The organism is Agromyces larvae (assembly GCF_022811705.1).
GTDB classification, from domain to species: Bacteria; Actinomycetota; Actinomycetes; order Actinomycetales; family Microbacteriaceae; genus Agromyces; species Agromyces larvae.
In genome coordinates this window covers 2,096,676-2,112,976 of sequence record NZ_CP094528.1, presented here as the reverse complement: position 1 = coordinate 2,112,976, position 16,301 = coordinate 2,096,676, and the positions used below count along the sequence as shown (strand labels likewise).

Sequence of the window (16,301 nt, the reverse complement as noted above, 5' to 3'; positions counted from 1 at the left end):
GCGCGGATGACCGAGCGCGAGGGGGTTCCGCCCACGGGCGGGACCCCCGACCCGTCTCAGCAGGAGCCCGATGACGCGGCGCACCCGGTTCCGCCGGCCGAACCGAGCCCGTCGGCCGGAGCGCCGCCGCTGATCGACCCGCCGTACGCGGCCGTCGCACCGCCGTCGCGGGTGCCGCCGCGGGAGATCCCCGGCGACGACCCGCTGGCGCCGTTCCGCCCGGCGGAGCCGACGTTCCGTGCCGACCCGGCCGTGGTCGAGGAGGCGCCCATCCCCGAGGCGCAGGTGCCCTCGCGCGAGTTCGAGGAGGTCTACGACACCGGGCGCATCCACCAGCTCCCGACCGGGCAGCTGCTCATCGTGCACCGCCCCGACACGATCTCGGCGGCCTCGGACGACGAGGCCGAGGAGGAGACGCAACGCCGGGTGTACAGCTGGGTCGCAGCGGTGCTCGGTGTGCTCGGCGCCGCAGCCTCCCTGTTCGTCGGCTGGATGCTGCCGCTCGCGATCGCGGCCATCGTCTTCGGCGTGCTCGGGCTGCGACGCGAGGAGCACGGCCGTACCCTCGCCTTCGTCGGCATCGGCACCGGCCTCACGGGCCTCGTGTTCTCGGCCGTCTGGATCGGGTACTACGCCATCGTCTTCGGCGCGCTGCCGAGCTGACCGCGGAGCATCCGATCAGCCGCGCTCGACCAGCAGCGCGACGTGGCGACCCTGCTCGCGAGTGAGTACCAGGGTGCCCGACTCCGCCCCTTTGAGCTTCAGCCGGGTGCGCAGCGCAGCCGGGTCGACGTCGACGCCGCGCTTCTTGATCTCGAGCACGCCGATGCCGCGCTCGGCCAGCGCCTGACGCAGCCGGCGCTCATCCGCCGGCAGACGCTCGATGATGCGGAACCGCTGCGCGAACGGCGAGTCGAACGCACGATCGGCCGTGAGGTAGGCGATGCCGGGCGAGCCCATCCAGGCGCCGTTCGCCCGCGCGAGATCGCCGATGAGACGTGCGCGGATGACGGCCCCGTCGGGTTCGTACAGGTATTCGCCGAGCGGGCCGTCGGGCGCGTCCTCGGCGTCGGCCGGGCCCGAGAGCTCGGATGCCTCGTCGCCGCGCACCACGAGCGCGGCGCGCCGGATGCCCGGTCGGGCGAGCGGCCCCGTCCACACCGCGAGTTCGACGACGTCGCCGTCGACCGACACCCACTGGGCCTCGGTGTCGGCCGGGATCACGTCGCGATCGGTGCCGGGGCCGAGCTTCACGCCCACGGGCAGGCGTTCGGCGAGTCCGAACGCGAAGTCGAGCGGGGGCGAATAGTCGGAGGGGTCGGCGAGGCGGCGGGTGCGCCCGCCCGACGTGACCCGGCGGGCGGGGTCGAGCCACGCTCCGCCGATGCCGCCGAGCGGTACCTCTTCGGCCCGCGCGTGCAGCACGCGGGCGTGGGGGAACGGGGTGAGGTTGAACGCCGCGATCGCGGCCGTGACCTCGTCGGCGTCGGCGGCGGTCACCTCGAGTCCGAGCGCGGCGAAGGCGAGCGCGTCGCCGCCGATGCCGCAGCCCAGGTCCGCGACGTGGCCGATGCCGGCGCGGGCGAACCGGCCGGCGTGCAGGGCCGCCACGCGCAACCGGGTGGCCTGCTCGAGGCCCGCCTCGGTGAACAGCATGCGGTCGGCGAACTCGCCGAACTTTGCGTGGGCCCGGGCGCGCAGTTTCGCCTGGCTGAGCACCGCCGCGACGAGCGCCGGCGCGTGCCCCTGCTTGCGGAGGTCCTCGACGGTGCGCAGCACGTCGGCCTTCGAATCCCACTCGGGCACGGCGTCGAGCAGGCGCAGGCCCTCGGGGGAGAGCAGTTCGACGAGCTCGGTGCGGTCCACTCGGGTACGGTAGCAGCCCGCGCCGGGGGGCGCTGATTGGCACTCACGTTGCACGAGTGCCAGAGGTTCTCTAGACTCCCTTTAGCACTCTCGCTGTGAGGCTGCTAACCAGTCTTCGTCAGACAGTCCGTCTAGAAAAGGGGTCAACCGTGTCGGTTTCCATCAAGCCGCTCGAGGATCGCATCGTCATCAAGCAGGTCGAGGCCGAGCAGACCACGGCCTCGGGTCTGGTCATCCCCGACACCGCCAAGGAGAAGCCGCAGGAGGGCGAGGTCGTGGCCGTCGGCCCCGGCCGCATCGACGACAACGGCAACCGTGTTCCGCTCGACGTGGCCGTCGGCGACCGCGTCCTCTACTCGAAGTACGGCGGCACCGAGGTGAAGTTCGGCGGCGAGGAGTTCCTCGTGCTCTCGGCCCGCGACGTGCTCGCGGTCGTCGTGCGCTAGTCGACGCGCTCGTTCGAACGGCCCGGATGCCTCGCATCCGGGCCGTTCGCCGTTCCCGGCCGGGTCGCCGAGCGGGATGCCTCGCGGTCGGCGGGATCTCGACGGGGAACGGCAGGCGGAGCATCCGGTCGTGTCCGTGGGCGCCCGTAGGCTGAACCGGTGCCATCGACCGCGTCGCCCGACCCCGCCACCCCCACCGTGAGCCGCAGCGGGCTCCTGTTCGCCATCGGGTCGTACGTGCTCTGGGGGTTCCTCCCCATCTACTTCATCGCGCTCGCGCCGACCGGTCCGGTCGAGGTCGTGGCGTGGCGCATCCTCCTGTCGCTGGTGTTCTGCGCACTCGTCATGACCGTCGCGCGCACGTGGCGGCCGTTCCTCGCGCTGCTGCGCGATCGGCGCATCGTGTTCACGATGGGGCTGGCCGGCGTGCTCATCTTCGTGAACTGGCAGACCTACGTCTTCGCCGCCATGACCGACCAGGTCGTCGAGGCCGCGCTCGGGTACTTCATCAACCCGATCGTCACGGTGTTCCTCGGCGTGCTCGTCCTGCGCGAACGGCTCACGGTGACGCAGTGGGTCGCGGTGGGCATCTCGCTCGTCGCGGTGCTCGTGCTCGCGATCGGCTACGGGCAGCTGCCCTGGATCGCGCTGGTGCTCGCGTTCTCGTTCGGCTTCTACGGGCTCATCAAGAAGCGGGTGGGGCCGCGGGTCGACGCCGTATCGGGGCTCACGCTCGAGACGCTCTGGCTCGCGCCGGTGGCGGGTGTGCAACTCGCGCTGGTCGCGGCGACGACGGGCCTCACGATGGGCACGGCGGGCGCATGGCACACCACGCTGCTGCTCGCCGCCGGGGCGGTGACCGCGATTCCGCTCATCCTGTTCGCGGCCGCGTCGCGACGGCTGCCGCTCACGCAGATGGGGTTCATCCAGTACTTCGCGCCGTTCATCCAGTTCGTCGTCGGCGTGTTCGTGCTCGGCGAGCCGATGCCGCTCGAGCGCTGGATCGGGTTCGCGCTGGTGTGGGTGGCGCTCGTGATCCTGACCTTCGACCTCGTGCGCGGGGCGCGCGCCGCGCGCCGGATCGTGATCGAGCCCGCGTGAGGCCGGCGCCCGAACGGCGACGGGGCCGGTCGGGCGTACGTCCAGGACGAGCTTCCGCACGCCGGCTTGCGGGTGATGCTCGACGCGGGGAACTCCGGCGAGATGCACCGAGCCGCCGTATGTTGCGCCGCGTGTCGGAGGTGCCGGTGGAGCGCTCGATCCGGGAGCTCCGTCAGATGAAGAATCCTTGCGTCCGACGGCGATCTCGTGCGTCGAAATCGGCGTCGGCCCCTGTTCTGGTGACGATACGGTCACGGAATCGCAGGTGTTACGCGGTTGTGACCGGGTTTGCATTGTTTGCAGGGGAAGCGCCGCATACTGTCGATCCACGGCCCGTTTCGACGGGCATTCGATTCATCCTTCAGTCCCAAGGAGCAACATGAGCGTATTCGGCAAGTCCCGGCCCGCTCGCTCGCGCGGCAAGGTCTGGACGGGAGTCGCTCTCACTGCGACGAGCGCCCTCCTCCTGTCCGCGTGCGCGACCGGCGAGCCCGAGTCGACCGAGGATGCCCAGGGTCCTCGCGAAGAGCTGGCGCTGACCATCGGCACCGCCCTTCCGCAGACCGGCAACCTCGCGTTCCTCGGTCCGCCCGAAGAGGCGGGCGTGGCGTACGCGGCGCAGCAGATCAACGAGTACGCCGAGACCTCGGGCCTCACGCTCGACGTGGTCTTCGGCGACTCGGGCGACACCGACAACAAGGCCTACGAGACCGAGATCCCCCGTCTCCTCAACGAGAACGTCTCGGCCATCATCGGCGCCGCGTCGTCGGGCACGTCGCTGCAGTTCATCGACCAGGTCGTGGGCGCCGGCGTCATCCAGTTCTCGCCGGCCAACACCTCCGACGCGTTCACCACGTACGACGACAACGGGCTGTACTTCCGCACCGCGCCGTCCGACGTGCTGCAGGGCGAGGTGCTCGGCAACCTGATCGCCGAGGACGGTGCTCAGACGCTCGGCATCCTCGTGCTGAACGACTCGTACGGCACCGGTCTCGCGAAGTACGTCACCGAGGCCTTCGAGGCCGCCGGCGGCGAGGTCGTGGCCGCGCCGACGTACAACACGGGCGACACCACGTTCGACTCGCAGATCAGCCAGCTGCTCGCGGCCGACCCCGACGCGATCGCCCTGATCACGTTCGAAGAGGTCAAGACGATCCTGCCGAGCCTGTTCGGCCAGTACCCGTCCGACAAGCTGTACTTCGTCGACGGCAACCTGTCGAACTTCGGCGACCAGTTCCCGGCGGGTGCGCTCGCCGGTGCGAAGGGCACCCTGCCCGGTCTCTCGATCGACTCGATCTCGGACTTCACGGCCGAGCTCGACGCGTTCCTCGAGGAGACCGGCGGCGAGCCGCTCGACGACTACAGCTACGCGGCCGAGTCGTTCGACGCGACCATCCTGCTCTCGCTCGCTGCGCTCGCGGCGAACTCGACCGACTCGGCGGCGATCGCCGAGAAGCTGATCGAGGTCTCGGGCGGCTCGGGCGACGGCGAGAAGTGCTCCACGTTCGCGGAGTGCGCCGACATCATCCTCGGTGGCGGCGTGGCCGACTACGACGGCATCTCGGGCCCGATCACCTTCGACGAGGTGGGCGACCCGACCGAGGCGTCGATCGGCATCTACCAGTTCGGCGAAGACAACACCTACTCGGCCTACGAGGGCTGATCGTCTCGCACTGACCCGAACACACAGCGGAGGGGCCCCGGCACGAGCCGGGGCCCTTTCGCGTGCCCGGGTGCGCGCGCCGCGCCGCGCCCGCGCCCGCCCGCGCGCGCGAAGCGCCGCCGCCGCGCCACTTCGGCGGGCGCTGCGCCAGGTGATGTGGCGCGGAGGGCGCCGAGGTGGCGCGGAGCGTGCGGGCGGGTGGTGCGGGCGGGTGCGGGTGGCGGCCCCTGCGGGCGGCGTGGCGAGTGCCCGCGGGCGGCCCCTGGTTGTCCGTTTGGCACGGCGCTGCGCCACTTCGGCGGGGTATGCGCCAGGTGATGTGGCGCGGAGGGCGCCGAGGTGGCGCAGCAGCCTGCGCGTGAGGCAGGTGGCCGGGCCGGGCGGGTGCAGACACTCGCACCGGGCGGGCGGCGTCGCGGCGGCCGGCAGGCCAGTGCACAGCAGGCAGTGCGCAGAAGAAGGGCGGGGCCGGCGTCAGCCGGCCCCGCCCTGTGTCGGGTGTGCGACGGGTCAGGTGCCGAGCGTGCCCAGGTACAGCTCGGTGACCTTCGGGTCGTTCAGCAGGTCGCGGCCCGAGCCCGTGTAGGCGTCGCGGCCCTGGTCGAGCACGTAGCCGCGGTCGCAGATCTGCAGGCAGCGGCGGGCGTTCTGCTCCACCATGATGCAGGTCACGCCGGCCTTGTTGATCTCGGAGACCCGGATGAACGCCTCGTCCTGACGGACCGGCGACAGGCCGGCGCTCGGCTCGTCGAGCAGCAGCACCTTCGGGTCCATCATGAGCGCGCGGCTCATCGCGACCATCTGGCGTTCACCGCCCGACAGCGAACCGGCCCGCTGCTTCAGACGCTTGCCGAGTTCGGCGAAGATGCCGGTGACGAACTCGAGTCGTTCCTTGTAGGCGCCGGGTCGCTGGTACAACCCCATTTGCAGGTTCTCTTCGATCGTCAACGACGGGAACACGTTGTTCGTCTGCGGGATGAAGCCCACCCCGCGCGCGACGAGCTTGTTCGCCTTCAACCCGGTGATGTCGTCGCCCTCGAGCGTGATCGAGCCGCTGCGGACGTTCACCTGCCCGAAGATCGCCTTCAACAGGGTCGACTTGCCGGCGCCGTTCGGGCCGATGATGCCGATGAGCTCGCCCTGGTGGGCCACGAGCGAGCACCCGTTCAGGATGTTCACCCCCGGCAGGTATCCGGCGTGGACGTCGTCGACGACGACGACGGGGGTGCCGACGGTGGTCGCGGTGCTCACTTGTCCTCCTCCTCGGACTCGGCGAGGGCCTCGGCGAGGATCTCGTCCTGGGCTGCGACGGTGTCCGCGGATGCCTCGGCATCCGTCGTGGCATCCGCCTCGTCGGGCGCGTAGCGTCCGGTGACGACGCCGAGGTCGAGCTCCTGGTGCGCGCCCAGGTACGCGTCGACGACGGCGGGATCCTTCATGACCGAGTACGGGTCGCCCTCGGCGACCACGCGGCCCTCGGCCATGACGACGACCCAGTCGGCGATGTGCCGCACCATGTGCATGTCGTGCTCGACGAACAGCACGGTCATGCCCTGATCCTTCAGGTCGAGGATGTGGTCGAGGAGCGACTGCGTGAGCGCCGGGTTGACGCCGGCCATCGGCTCGTCGAGCATGACGAGCTTCGGCTCGCTCATGAGCGCACGGGCCATCTCGAGGAGCTTGCGCTGGCCGCCCGAGAGGCTCGCCGCGAAGTCGCCCGCCTTGGCGTCGAGCTTGAACTTCGCGAGCAGTTCCATCGCGCGGGTCTCGAGCTCGGCATCCTGGCTGCGCCAGGCTGCGGGCACCATGCCCGGCCAGAACCGTTCGCCGCGCTGGCCCTTGGCGCCGAGCTTCATGTTGTCGAGCACCGTGAGCAGGCCGAGCGCCTTGGTGAGCTGGAACGTGCGCACCTGGCCCATGCGCGCCACCTTGTAGGCGGGCACGCCCGACAGCGCGTGGCCGTCGAAGGTCCAGGTGCCGGCGTTCGGCTTGTCGAACCCGGTCAACAGGTTGAACAGGGTCGTCTTGCCGGCACCGTTCGGGCCGATCAGCGCGGTGATCGCACCGCGCGGGATCTCGAGGTGGTCGACGTCGACGGCGGTGAGGCCGCCGAACGTGCGGCGGACGCCGTCGGCGACGATGATCGGGTCGACCTTCTTCACACCGGGAGCCGCGTCGCCGACGTGGAGCCCGGTCGTCTTGGCGCGGGCGACGGGAGCCGTGGGCGGCGCGGTCACCGCGTCGGCCGAGGCATCCGTCTCTGGGGTCGGCTCGCCGGGAGCCGGGATCTCACTTGACAAAGGTCAGCTCCTTCTTGTTGCCGAGGAGGCCCTGCGGCATGAAGATCACGAGCAGCATGAGCGCGACGCCCACGAGGATGAAGCGCAGCGTGCCCGCCTGGATCTGGGTCATGAACGGCAGCACCCCCGCCTGCACGAGCGCCGGCAGGAAGTTGCTGAGGAAGGTCTGCAGCACCCAGAAGATCAGGGAGCCGAGCAGCGGGCCGAACACCGTCGCCGCACCGCCGAGCAGCAGCGCCGTCCAGACGAAGAACGTGAGCGAGGTCACGTACACTCCGGGGCTCGCTGCGCGGTCGAGCGCGTAGACGATGCCGCCGGCCGCGATGAGCACACCGCCGAGCACGAGCGCCTGCATCTTGTACGCGAACGCGTTCTTGCCGAGTGCGCGCACCGCGTCCTCGTCCTCGCGGATGCCCTTGAGCACGCGGCCCCAGGGGCTGCGCATGAGCATGAACACCACGAGCACGGCGATCGCGAGGGTCACGAGGCCGAGGATGCGGGTCCACCACTCGTTCTCGTTGTAGATCCACGGACCGAAGCCGTAGCGGCCCGGCGGGATCGGGTTCGCGTTGCGGAAGTCGCGCTGGAAGCCCGAGAGGCCGTCGGCGGAGCCGGTGACATCCTCGAATGCGGTCGTGAGGAACAGGAGCCGCACCACTTCGGCCGCCGCGATCGTCACGATCGCGAGGTAGTCGCCGCGCAACCGCAGCGTCGGGATGCCGAGGATGAGCGCGAACACCACGGATGCTCCGAGGCCGGTGAGGATCGCGAGCCACCACGGGAACCCGAAGGTGAGGGACGAGATCGCGTACCCGTACGCGCCGACGGCCATGAAGCCGGCGACACCCATGTTGAGCAGGCCCGCGAAGCCGAAGTGCACCGCGAGGCCGAGCGCGGCCAGCGCGTAGCCGATGGTCGCCGGGCTGAGGATCGACGACGCCGTGTTGGAGAGGATCTGAAGCCAGTCCATGATGCCTACCCGATTCTCTCTCGCCGGCCGAGGATGCCCTGGGGCCGGAACAGCAGGATGACGATGAGGATGAACAGGGCGCCCGCGTAGCGCAGGTCCTGGGGGATCCACAGGCCCGACACCTCGACGAGCAGGCCCACGATGATCGAGCCGATGAGGGCGCCGAACGCGGTGCCGAGACCGCCGAGGGTGACCGCGGCGAACATGAGCAGCAGGATCTGCGCACCCATGTCCCACTTGATGCCGGGGCGGAAGTAGGCGTACAGGATGCCCGCGAGACCCGCGAGGGCGCCGCCGACGATCCAGACGATCCGCACCACGTGGTCGACGTCGATGCCCGAGGCGGACGCGAGCGACGGGTTGTCGGAGATCGCGCGGGTCGCCTTGCCGATCCGCGAGAACGTCAGCCAGATCGCGAACACGACGATCACGACGATCGAGATCGCGAGGCTCGCCATGTCGATGACGCTGAGCTGCACGACGCCGAACAGCGGGATCTTCTCCTCCGTCGCGAACGGCAACTGCACGGTGCCGCCGCCGATGAAGAACTGGAAGATGTACCGCAGCGCGAGCGAGAGGCCGATGCTCACGATCATGAGCTGGACGACGCCGACCCGCTTGCGACGCAGCGGCCGCCAGAGGATCACATCCATCAGGTAGCCGAACACGCCGCTCAGCACGATCGCTGCGGGGATCGCGACCCACAGCGGCAGCGAGAGCGTGCCGATGCTGCCGGCGAGGAACGCCGCCGCCACCGCGCCGAACGTCACCATCTCGCCGTGTGCGAAGTTCGAGATGCCGGTCGTGCCGAACACCAGCGAGAGCCCGACGGCCGCGAGCCCGAGCATCAGGCCGAAGCTGATGCCCTGCACCGAGCGCTGCACGATCTGGTCGAACATGCTCGTGGTGTTGCGCTCACCCTCGCCGATGAAGAAGTTCGCGGTGACGCGGCCGCCGGGGCCGACGGTGACCTCCTTCACGTTCGGCGAGTCGTCCTCGGGATCGACGACGGCGATGCCCTCGGGAAGGGTCTCCTCGTCGAGCGTGACGGTGTAGTCGGCGTTCTTCTCGGGAACGCTGACGTGCCATTGCCCGTTGGCGTCGGTCTCGACCTCCTGCGTGCCGCCTGGGCCGTCGATGACGAGGACCACCCCCTCGAGCGGTTCGCCGTCGAGTTGGACGTTGCCGCTGATGCGGTACGGGTCGCCGTCGGCGGCGTTCGCCGCGACCGGCGCGATCGACATCAGCGCGAGCGCGGCGGCGATCGACGCGAGGAACAGGCCGACGAGTCGGGGGATGCGTCGCCCGGGCGGGGACGCGACGACACGGGATGGGGATCTCACAGAACCTCCAGTTGGGACACCACAGCCGTCGTGGGTCTCGTCGGCTGCGAGGGAGACCCTAGAAGCGTAATGTGTCAACGGCATTTCGGATGCCCCGTCTTCGAAGGTCCTGCACGGATCGCAGCCGAATCGTGAGAATTCGGATGCCTCGCGCGCACGTTGCACGGGGAATACTCCCAGCCGTGCTCGCCTTAGAATCAGAAGACACCGTGGAGGCGGGCGGCCGCGCGCGGTGCATCCCGATGGCGATCACGTGGAGAAGAGGCGCGCGCACATGGACCAGCACGACCCGTTCGGTTTCACCGGGCTGACGTACGACGACGTGCTGCTCCTGCCGGGGCGCACCGACGTGATCCCGAGCGAGGCCGACACGTCCTCGCGGCTGACCCGGCGCATCTCGGTCTCGACGCCGCTGCTGTCGGCGGCGATGGACACCGTGACCGAGACCCGGATGGCGGTGGCGATGGCCCGTCAGGGTGGCATCGGCATCCTGCACCGCAACCTCTCGATCGCCGAGCAGGCCGACATGGTCGACCGGGTGAAGCGCAGCGAGTCGGGCATGGTCACCAACCCGGTCACCACGACGCCGGATGCCTCGGTCGCCGACGTGGACCGGCTGTGCGGCACGTACCGGGTGAGCGGCCTGCCGGTCGTCGACGAGGACGGCGTGCTCGTCGGCATCATCACGAACCGCGACATGCGGTTCGTCTCCGACTTCGAGAAGCCGACCACGAAGGTCGCCGAGGTGATGACCAAGATGCCGCTCATCACGGGGCACGTCGGCATGAACCCCGACGAGGCGCTCGCCATCTTCGCGGAGAAGAAGATCGAGAAGCTGCCGCTCGTCGATGACGCCGGCCGGCTCACCGGTCTCATCACGGTCAAGGACTTCGACAAGAGCGAGCAGTACCCGAACGCCACGAAGGACGCCGAGGGGCGCCTGCGCGTGGGCGCGGCGATGGGCTTCTTCGGCGACGCGTGGGAGCGCGCCGAGGCCCTGCGCGACGCGGGCGTCGACGTGCTCGTCGTCGACACCGCGAACGGCGAGTCCGCGGGCGTGCTCGACATCATCCGCCGGTTGAAGGCCGACCCGTCGTTCGACCACATCGACGTCATCGGCGGCAATGTGGCCACGTACGAGGGCGCGAAGGCGCTCGTCGACGCGGGCGCCGACGCGGTGAAGGTCGGCGTCGGCCCGGGTTCGATCTGCACCACCCGCGTGGTCGCCGGCGTCGGTGTGCCGCAGATCACGGCCGTCTACGAGGCATCCAAGGCGACCAAGCCCGCGGGTGTGCCGCTCATCGCCGACGGCGGCCTGCAGTTCTCGGGCGACATCGCGAAGGCGCTCGTCGCGGGCGCCGACACCGTCATGCTCGGGTCGCTGCTCGCCGGCACCGACGAGAGCCCCGGCGACCTCGTCTACCAGAACGGCAAGCAGTTCAAGGCGTACCGCGGCATGGGGTCGCTGGGCGCGCTGCAGACCCGCGGCAAGAAGACCTCGTACTCGAAGGATCGCTACTTCCAGGCCGACGTGCCGAGCGACGAGAAGCTCATCCCCGAGGGCATCGAGGGGCAGGTGCCGTACCGCGGGCCGGTCGGCGCGGTGGCGTACCAGCTCGTCGGCGGCCTGCGTCAGTCGATGTTCTACGTCGGCGCTCGCACCATCGAGGAGCTGAAGACGAAGGGCCGGTTCGTGCGCATCACGCCCGCCGGGCTGAAGGAGTCGCACCCGCACGACGTGCAGTTCGTCGTCGAGGCGCCGAACTACACCCGGTGAGCGCCCGGTCGGCGGGTGCGAAGCGCCCCGGGGTCTACTCGACGTCCTACCTGCTGGCGGCCGCCGCGATCGCCGCGGCGACCGCGATCCTGCTCATCGGCGGCAACTGGATCTCCTACGCGACGGCTGCGGTGCCCTGGCTGAACGGGGTCACGCTCGGGCTCTGGGTGCTGCCGTTCGCGCTCGCCCTCAGGCTGCTGCCGCTGCCCGGTACGACGCTGCTCGTGGCGCTGATCGCGGGCATCGTGATGGGGCCGTTCCAGCCCGACGGGTTCCGCGCCGTGTACGTCAACCTCTGGTACGCGTTCTTCTTCGAGGTCGTGTTCGCGGTGACGCTCTACCGGGTCTGGAAGACGTGGCTGTTCGTGCTCGCCGGGGCGCTGGGGGGCGCGATCTGGGGTGTCACCGTGGCGCTCGCGATCGACGCGGCGTCGATGGTGCCGGGCGTCGTCGCGGCGACCATTCTCATCCCGACCGTGAGCGGTGCGCTCGGCGCGTGGCTCGGCGTGGTCGTCGCCGACGCGCTCATCGCGCGTGGGGTCGGCACCACGACCCGCAAGCGGCTCGAGCAGCGGCGTCGGGCGGCTGCGGTCGGGTAGGCGCGCTGCTCGCTACCGGTCGCGCGCCTCCGCGAGGCGCGTGATCGCCTCGGAGAGCACCTCGGGCGAGCAGGCGAAGTTGAGTCTCGCGTGCCCCCGCCCGACGGATGCCCCGAACTGCGGTCCGTTGCCGAGCGCGACGCGCGCGTGCTCGAGGGCGTACGCGGCGGGGTCGTCGCCCCAGCCGAGTGCCGACAGGTCGAGCCAGGCGAGGTAGGTCGCGTCGGGGATGCGGTAGCGCACCCCGGGCAGCTCGTCGGCGAGCAGGTCGGCGAGCAGCCGGCGATTCTGATCAAGGCTCGCGAGCACCCCGTCGAGCCACGGCCCGCCCTCGCGGAACGCCGCGATCGACGCGATCGAGCCGAACTGGCTCATCCGCCACTCGACCTCGTACGGGAATGCGGCGCGCACGCGGTCGCCGCGCTCGGACGCCGTCACGACGAGCGCCGACTTGAGCCCGGCGATGTTGAACGCCTTGGATGCCGCGGTGACGGCGACGCCGTGTTCGCGCGCCGCGTCCGACACGGTGAGGAACGGCGTGTACGGCGTCGCCGGCTGGGCGAGCGGGCCGTGCACCTCATCGGCGACGATCGTCGCGCCGTGCCGGGCGGCGATGTCCGCGAGGGCGCGCAGCGCGTCGGCGTCGGGGACGAACCCGAGCGGATTGTGCGGGTTGCAGAGCAGCATCGCGCGAGCGCCGGCGGCGAACGCGGCGTCGATGCCGTCGAGGTCGAGCGACCAGCCCTCGTCGATGCCGCCGGACATCGGCACTTCGACGACGGAGCCGCCGCCCTCGGTGACGAGGTCGAAGAACGGCGGGTAGATGGGCGCCGTCACGATGACGCCGTCGCCGGGCGTGATCGCCTGGCGCAGCACCTCGACGATGCCCATGCTCACGTCGCCGGTGGCCGTGACTCGCGCGGGGTCGACTTGCCAGCCGAGGCGGTCTGCGGCGAAGCCGGCGAACGCCTCGGCGATCGGCCGGCTGCCCGGTGCGTACCCGGTGTCGGATCGGTCGACCGCCGCGTGCAGCGCCCGCGCGATCGGCTCGGCCAGCGGGTAGTCCATCTCGGCGACGGGCAGCGGCAGCACGTCGGTGGGGAACGCGCGCCACTTCTCGCTCGTGCGGGTGCGGAGCAGGTCGATCGGGTCGGCGGAGACACGAGGCATCCACCCAGTCTGCCAGCGCACGCGACGCCGCGGGCGCGCACGGCGCGCCCGACGGTGCGTTAGTCTGGTCGGCTGCCCGGTGGGCGGCGCGGCCGCGGCCGCCGACACCGATCGGATGCATCGACCATGGGCTTCATCGACGTCAACGGCGTCTCGTTCTCACTCCCCGACGGCCGGCCGCTGCTCGCCGACCTCGCGTTCCGCGTGCCCGAGGGGCGCACGACGGCCCTCATCGGCGCGAACGGCGCCGGCAAGTCGACGCTGCTGCGCATCATCCGCGGCGACCTGCGACCCGACGAGGGCAGCGTGCAGGTCGACGGCGGCCTGGGCGTCATGGACCAGTTCATCGGGACCGGGGGCACCGCGGCCGGCACCGAGGCGTCCGTCGCCGGCCTGCTCGTCTCGGTGGCGCCCGAACGTGTGCGTGCCGCCGCGATCGAGCTCGAGGCATCCGAGCAGGAGATCATCGAACGCGACGACACCGCGAGCCAGCTGCGCTACGCGAGCGCGCTCGCCGAGTACGCCGAGGCGGGCGGGTACGACCAGGAGGTGCTGTGGGATCACTGCACCATGGCCGCCCTCGGCGTGCCGTTCGAGCGCGCCCGCTGGCGTGAGCTCGCGACGCTGTCGGGCGGCGAGCAGAAGCGGCTCGCGCTCGAGGCGCTGCTGCGCGGGCCCGAGCAGGTGCTGGTGCTCGACGAGCCCGACAACTCGCTCGATGTGCCGGGCAAGCGCTGGCTCGAGGCCGAGTTGCGTGCGACGTCGAAGACGGTGCTGCTGGTGTCGCACGACCGCGAACTGCTGGCCACGGCGGCCGACCGCATCGTGACGCTCGAGGCGTCGCCCGCCGGCAGCTCGGCCTGGGTGCACGGCGGCGGGTTCGACGGGTACCACGAGGCGCGCGACGCCCGCTTCGAGCGCCTGGACGAGCTGCGCCGCCGGTGGGACGAGCAGCACGCCGCGCTGAAGACCCTCGTGGCGACGATGAAGCAGAAGGCGACCTACAACGACGGTATGGCCTCGCGGTACCAGGCCGCGCTGACTCGGTTGCGCCGGTTCGAGGAGGCCGGCCCGCCCGAGGAGCGACCGCCGGCCCAGGCGGTGTCGATGCGGCTGCGCGGCGCGCGTACCGGCAAGCGCGCCGTCGTGTGCGAGGGGCTCGAGCTCACCGGGCTCATGCGCCCGTTCGACCTCGAGGTCTGGTACGGCGACCGGGTCGCGGTGCTCGGGGCGAACGGCTCGGGCAAGAGCCACTTCCTGCGGCTGTTGGCGGGCGGCGGCAGCGACCCCGACCCGTCGCAGGGGCATCTCACGACGGTCGGGCGAACCCTCGAGTCGGTGCCGCACCGAGGTCGGGCGACGCTCGGGGCCCGCATCGTGCCCGGCTGGTTCGCGCAGAGCCACGGCCAGGCCGGTCTCGAGGGGCGCACGCTGCTCGAGATCCTGCACCGCGGCGACGAGCACCGCGACGGCCTGCCTCGCGAGGCGGCGAGCGGTGCGCTCGACCGGTACGGGCTGGCGCTCGCGGCCCAGCAGCGGTACGAGTCGCTGTCGGGCGGGCAGCGGGCGCGGTTCCGGATCCTGCTGCTCGAGCTCTCGGGCGTGACGCTGCTGCTGCTCGACGAGCCGACCGACAACCTCGATCTGGTGTCGGCCGAGGCGCTCGAGGACGCGCTCGGGCGGTTCGACGGCACCGTGCTCGCCGTCACCCACGACCGCTGGTTCGCCCGGTCGTTCGACCGCTACCTGGTCTTCCGCGAGGACGGTGAGGTCGTCGAGGCGGATGCCCCGGTGTGGGACGAGGGGCGGGTGGCTCGGGCGCGCTGAGCGGAGCGTGCCCGCCCGCCGGCTCGGCCCGTGTCATCCGATCGCGACCGCGACGCACGCGGTCACGAAGAGGAGCTGCTCGATCGTGCGCGGAACGAGGGGTGACGACAGGGTGCCGAGGCGGTCGCCGAGCCGAGCTGCGCGCACGTTCGCCGGGAACACCGCGATGAGCAGCAGGGCGAGGCAGGCGGCGGCGATGCGGTGCGTCGCCGGCACCAGCAGGCCGATCGCGCCGGCCGCCTCGAGCACGCCGGTCGCGGCGACGATGAGGTCGGGTCGCGGCAGGGCGGGCGGCACCATCGCGGCGAGTCCGCGGCGCAGCTTCGGGTTCAGACGGCCGGATGCCCCGATCAGGAACATGAGCACGAGGCCGCCGGTGAGCGCGGCCTGCCAGCCGGTGAGCACGGTGGTGCCGAAGGCGGCGAGGAACGCACCCAGGAGTGCGGTGCCGGCCGTGCCGATGACGAAGGCGATCGGCACGGGGGAGAGGAAGCTCTGCGCCCACGGGTTGCGTCGCGGTGCCGACGTGCGGGCGGTGGGTGCCGTGGTGCTCATGGCGGACTCCTTGGGAAAGACGTGAACTTGTCAATGCCTAGATTGCCTCGGATGGTCGAACTTGTCAATGCCTAGATCGGCGACGTATCCTCGACGCATGGCGTACCACCACGGCCGACTCCGCGAGACCCTCATCGACGAGGCCGTCGCCGCGATCGAAGCCGACGGCGTCGACAAGCTGAGCCTGCGCGACCTCGCCCGCCGGGCGGGCGTCTCGCACGCCGCGCCCGCCCACCACTTCGGCGACCGCACCGGCCTGTTCACCGCGATCGCGGTCGACGGGTTCAACCGGCTCGCCGCCGTGCTCGAGGCATCCGGCGGTGACTTCGTCGAGGCCGGCGTGGCCTACGTGGGGTTCGCGACCGCAGAGCCCGGCCGCTTCGAGGTGATGTTCCGCAGCGAACTGCTGCGCTCCGACGACCCCGCGCTCGCCGCAGCGCGCGAACGGGCGGGCGCGGTGCTGCGCGCCGGCGCCGGCGCCGAGTCGGGCGACGCGCGGGCGAACGCGCTCGCCGCGTGGTCGCTCGTGCACGGATTCGCCACCCTCTGGAACTCCGGCGCCATCGACGCGGCCGGGCAGGAGCCCGACGCGCTCGCCCGCTCCATCGCCGGGCGACTGTTCGGTTCGCCCGACCGGGTCGCGCAGGCGACCCGGGGCGGCGACACCCCGGTTCGATAGGCTGG

15 protein-coding genes are annotated in these 16,301 nt (G+C 71.1%); 8 read left to right on the top strand and 7 right to left on the bottom strand.

The window, feature by feature from the left end:
- The first annotated feature begins 6 nt into the window (after positions 1–6).
- On the top strand, positions 7–663 hold the full coding sequence (locus MTO99_RS10265; RefSeq protein ID WP_243553524.1) for a DUF4190 domain-containing protein: 657 nt from the start codon (positions 7–9) through the stop codon (positions 661–663).
- A gap of 15 nt (positions 664–678) precedes the next feature.
- Here the strand turns inward: MTO99_RS10265 and MTO99_RS10260 are convergent, their stop codons facing one another.
- Positions 679–1,866, bottom strand: a complete 1,188-nt coding sequence (locus tag MTO99_RS10260) for a class I SAM-dependent methyltransferase (protein WP_243553523.1) — start codon at positions 1,864–1,866, stop codon at positions 679–681.
- 149 nt (positions 1,867–2,015) lie between these two features.
- Here MTO99_RS10260 and groES point away from each other — a divergent pair, with 149 nt between their 5' ends.
- The 3 genes from groES (at position 2,016) to MTO99_RS10245 (ending at position 5,076) form a co-directional block, all read left to right on the top strand.
- Positions 2,016–2,312, top strand: a complete 297-nt coding sequence (groES, locus tag MTO99_RS10255; protein ID WP_149161212.1) for a co-chaperone GroES — start codon at positions 2,016–2,018, stop codon at positions 2,310–2,312.
- Positions 2,313–2,471: 159 nt separating this feature from the next.
- The gene (gene rarD / locus MTO99_RS10250; RefSeq protein ID WP_243553522.1) at positions 2,472–3,413 is read left to right on the top strand and encodes an EamA family transporter RarD; all 942 of its coding nucleotides are present in this window, start codon (positions 2,472–2,474) and stop codon (positions 3,411–3,413) included.
- Between the two features lie 379 nt (positions 3,414–3,792).
- A complete protein-coding gene (locus tag MTO99_RS10245; protein WP_243553521.1) occupies positions 3,793–5,076 on the top strand; it encodes an ABC transporter substrate-binding protein in 1,284 nt (427 codons plus the stop codon).
- Between the two features lie 510 nt (positions 5,077–5,586).
- Here MTO99_RS10245 and MTO99_RS10240 read toward each other — a convergent pair.
- From MTO99_RS10240 to MTO99_RS10225, 4 genes are read right to left on the bottom strand one after another with little or no spacing between them, the layout of a single operon-like run.
- Complete coding sequence (locus tag MTO99_RS10240; protein WP_243553520.1) at positions 5,587–6,327, bottom strand: ABC transporter ATP-binding protein; 741 nt, start codon at positions 6,325–6,327, stop codon at positions 5,587–5,589.
- Positions 6,324–7,313, bottom strand: a complete 990-nt coding sequence (locus MTO99_RS10235) for an ABC transporter ATP-binding protein (RefSeq protein ID WP_243559058.1) — start codon at positions 7,311–7,313, stop codon at positions 6,324–6,326. Before MTO99_RS10235 ends, MTO99_RS10240 begins: the two co-directional genes overlap by 4 nt.
- A 52-nt stretch (positions 7,314–7,365) precedes the next feature.
- Positions 7,366–8,346, bottom strand: coding sequence for a branched-chain amino acid ABC transporter permease (locus MTO99_RS10230; RefSeq protein ID WP_243553519.1), 981 nt, complete (start codon positions 8,344–8,346; stop codon positions 7,366–7,368).
- Between the two features lie 5 nt (positions 8,347–8,351).
- Positions 8,352–9,590 (bottom strand): branched-chain amino acid ABC transporter permease, encoded by a 1,239-nt coding sequence (locus MTO99_RS10225; RefSeq protein WP_243559056.1) that lies wholly within the window; start codon positions 9,588–9,590, stop codon positions 8,352–8,354.
- A 373-nt stretch (positions 9,591–9,963) separates the two neighbouring features.
- Here MTO99_RS10225 and guaB point away from each other — a divergent pair, with 373 nt between their 5' ends.
- Together guaB and MTO99_RS10215 are read left to right on the top strand one after the other, a co-directional pair.
- Complete coding sequence (gene guaB, locus MTO99_RS10220; protein WP_243553518.1) at positions 9,964–11,466, top strand: IMP dehydrogenase; 1,503 nt, start codon at positions 9,964–9,966, stop codon at positions 11,464–11,466.
- The gene (locus MTO99_RS10215; protein ID WP_243553517.1) at positions 11,463–12,065 is read left to right on the top strand and encodes an ECF transporter S component; all 603 of its coding nucleotides are present in this window, start codon (positions 11,463–11,465) and stop codon (positions 12,063–12,065) included. Before guaB ends, MTO99_RS10215 begins: the two co-directional genes overlap by 4 nt.
- Positions 12,066–12,077: 12 nt before the next feature.
- Here MTO99_RS10215 and MTO99_RS10210 read toward each other — a convergent pair whose 3' ends face one another.
- A complete protein-coding gene (locus tag MTO99_RS10210; RefSeq protein ID WP_243553516.1) occupies positions 12,078–13,235 on the bottom strand; it encodes a MalY/PatB family protein in 1,158 nt (385 codons plus the stop codon).
- A gap of 126 nt (positions 13,236–13,361) precedes the next feature.
- On the opposite strand from MTO99_RS10210, the gene MTO99_RS10205 reads away from it, so the two are divergent.
- Positions 13,362–15,062 (top strand): ABC-F family ATP-binding cassette domain-containing protein, encoded by a 1,701-nt coding sequence (locus MTO99_RS10205; RefSeq protein WP_243553515.1) that lies wholly within the window; start codon positions 13,362–13,364, stop codon positions 15,060–15,062.
- Between the two features lie 33 nt (positions 15,063–15,095).
- On the opposite strand, the gene MTO99_RS10200 is transcribed toward MTO99_RS10205, so the two are convergent.
- Entirely contained in the window at positions 15,096–15,617 is a 522-nt protein-coding gene (locus MTO99_RS10200) for a DoxX family protein (protein ID WP_243553514.1), read from the bottom strand.
- Between the two features lie 97 nt (positions 15,618–15,714).
- On the opposite strand from MTO99_RS10200, the gene MTO99_RS10195 reads away from it, so the two are divergent.
- A complete protein-coding gene (locus tag MTO99_RS10195; RefSeq protein WP_243553513.1) occupies positions 15,715–16,296 on the top strand; it encodes a TetR/AcrR family transcriptional regulator in 582 nt (193 codons plus the stop codon).
- Positions 16,297–16,301: the final 5 nt, after the last annotated feature.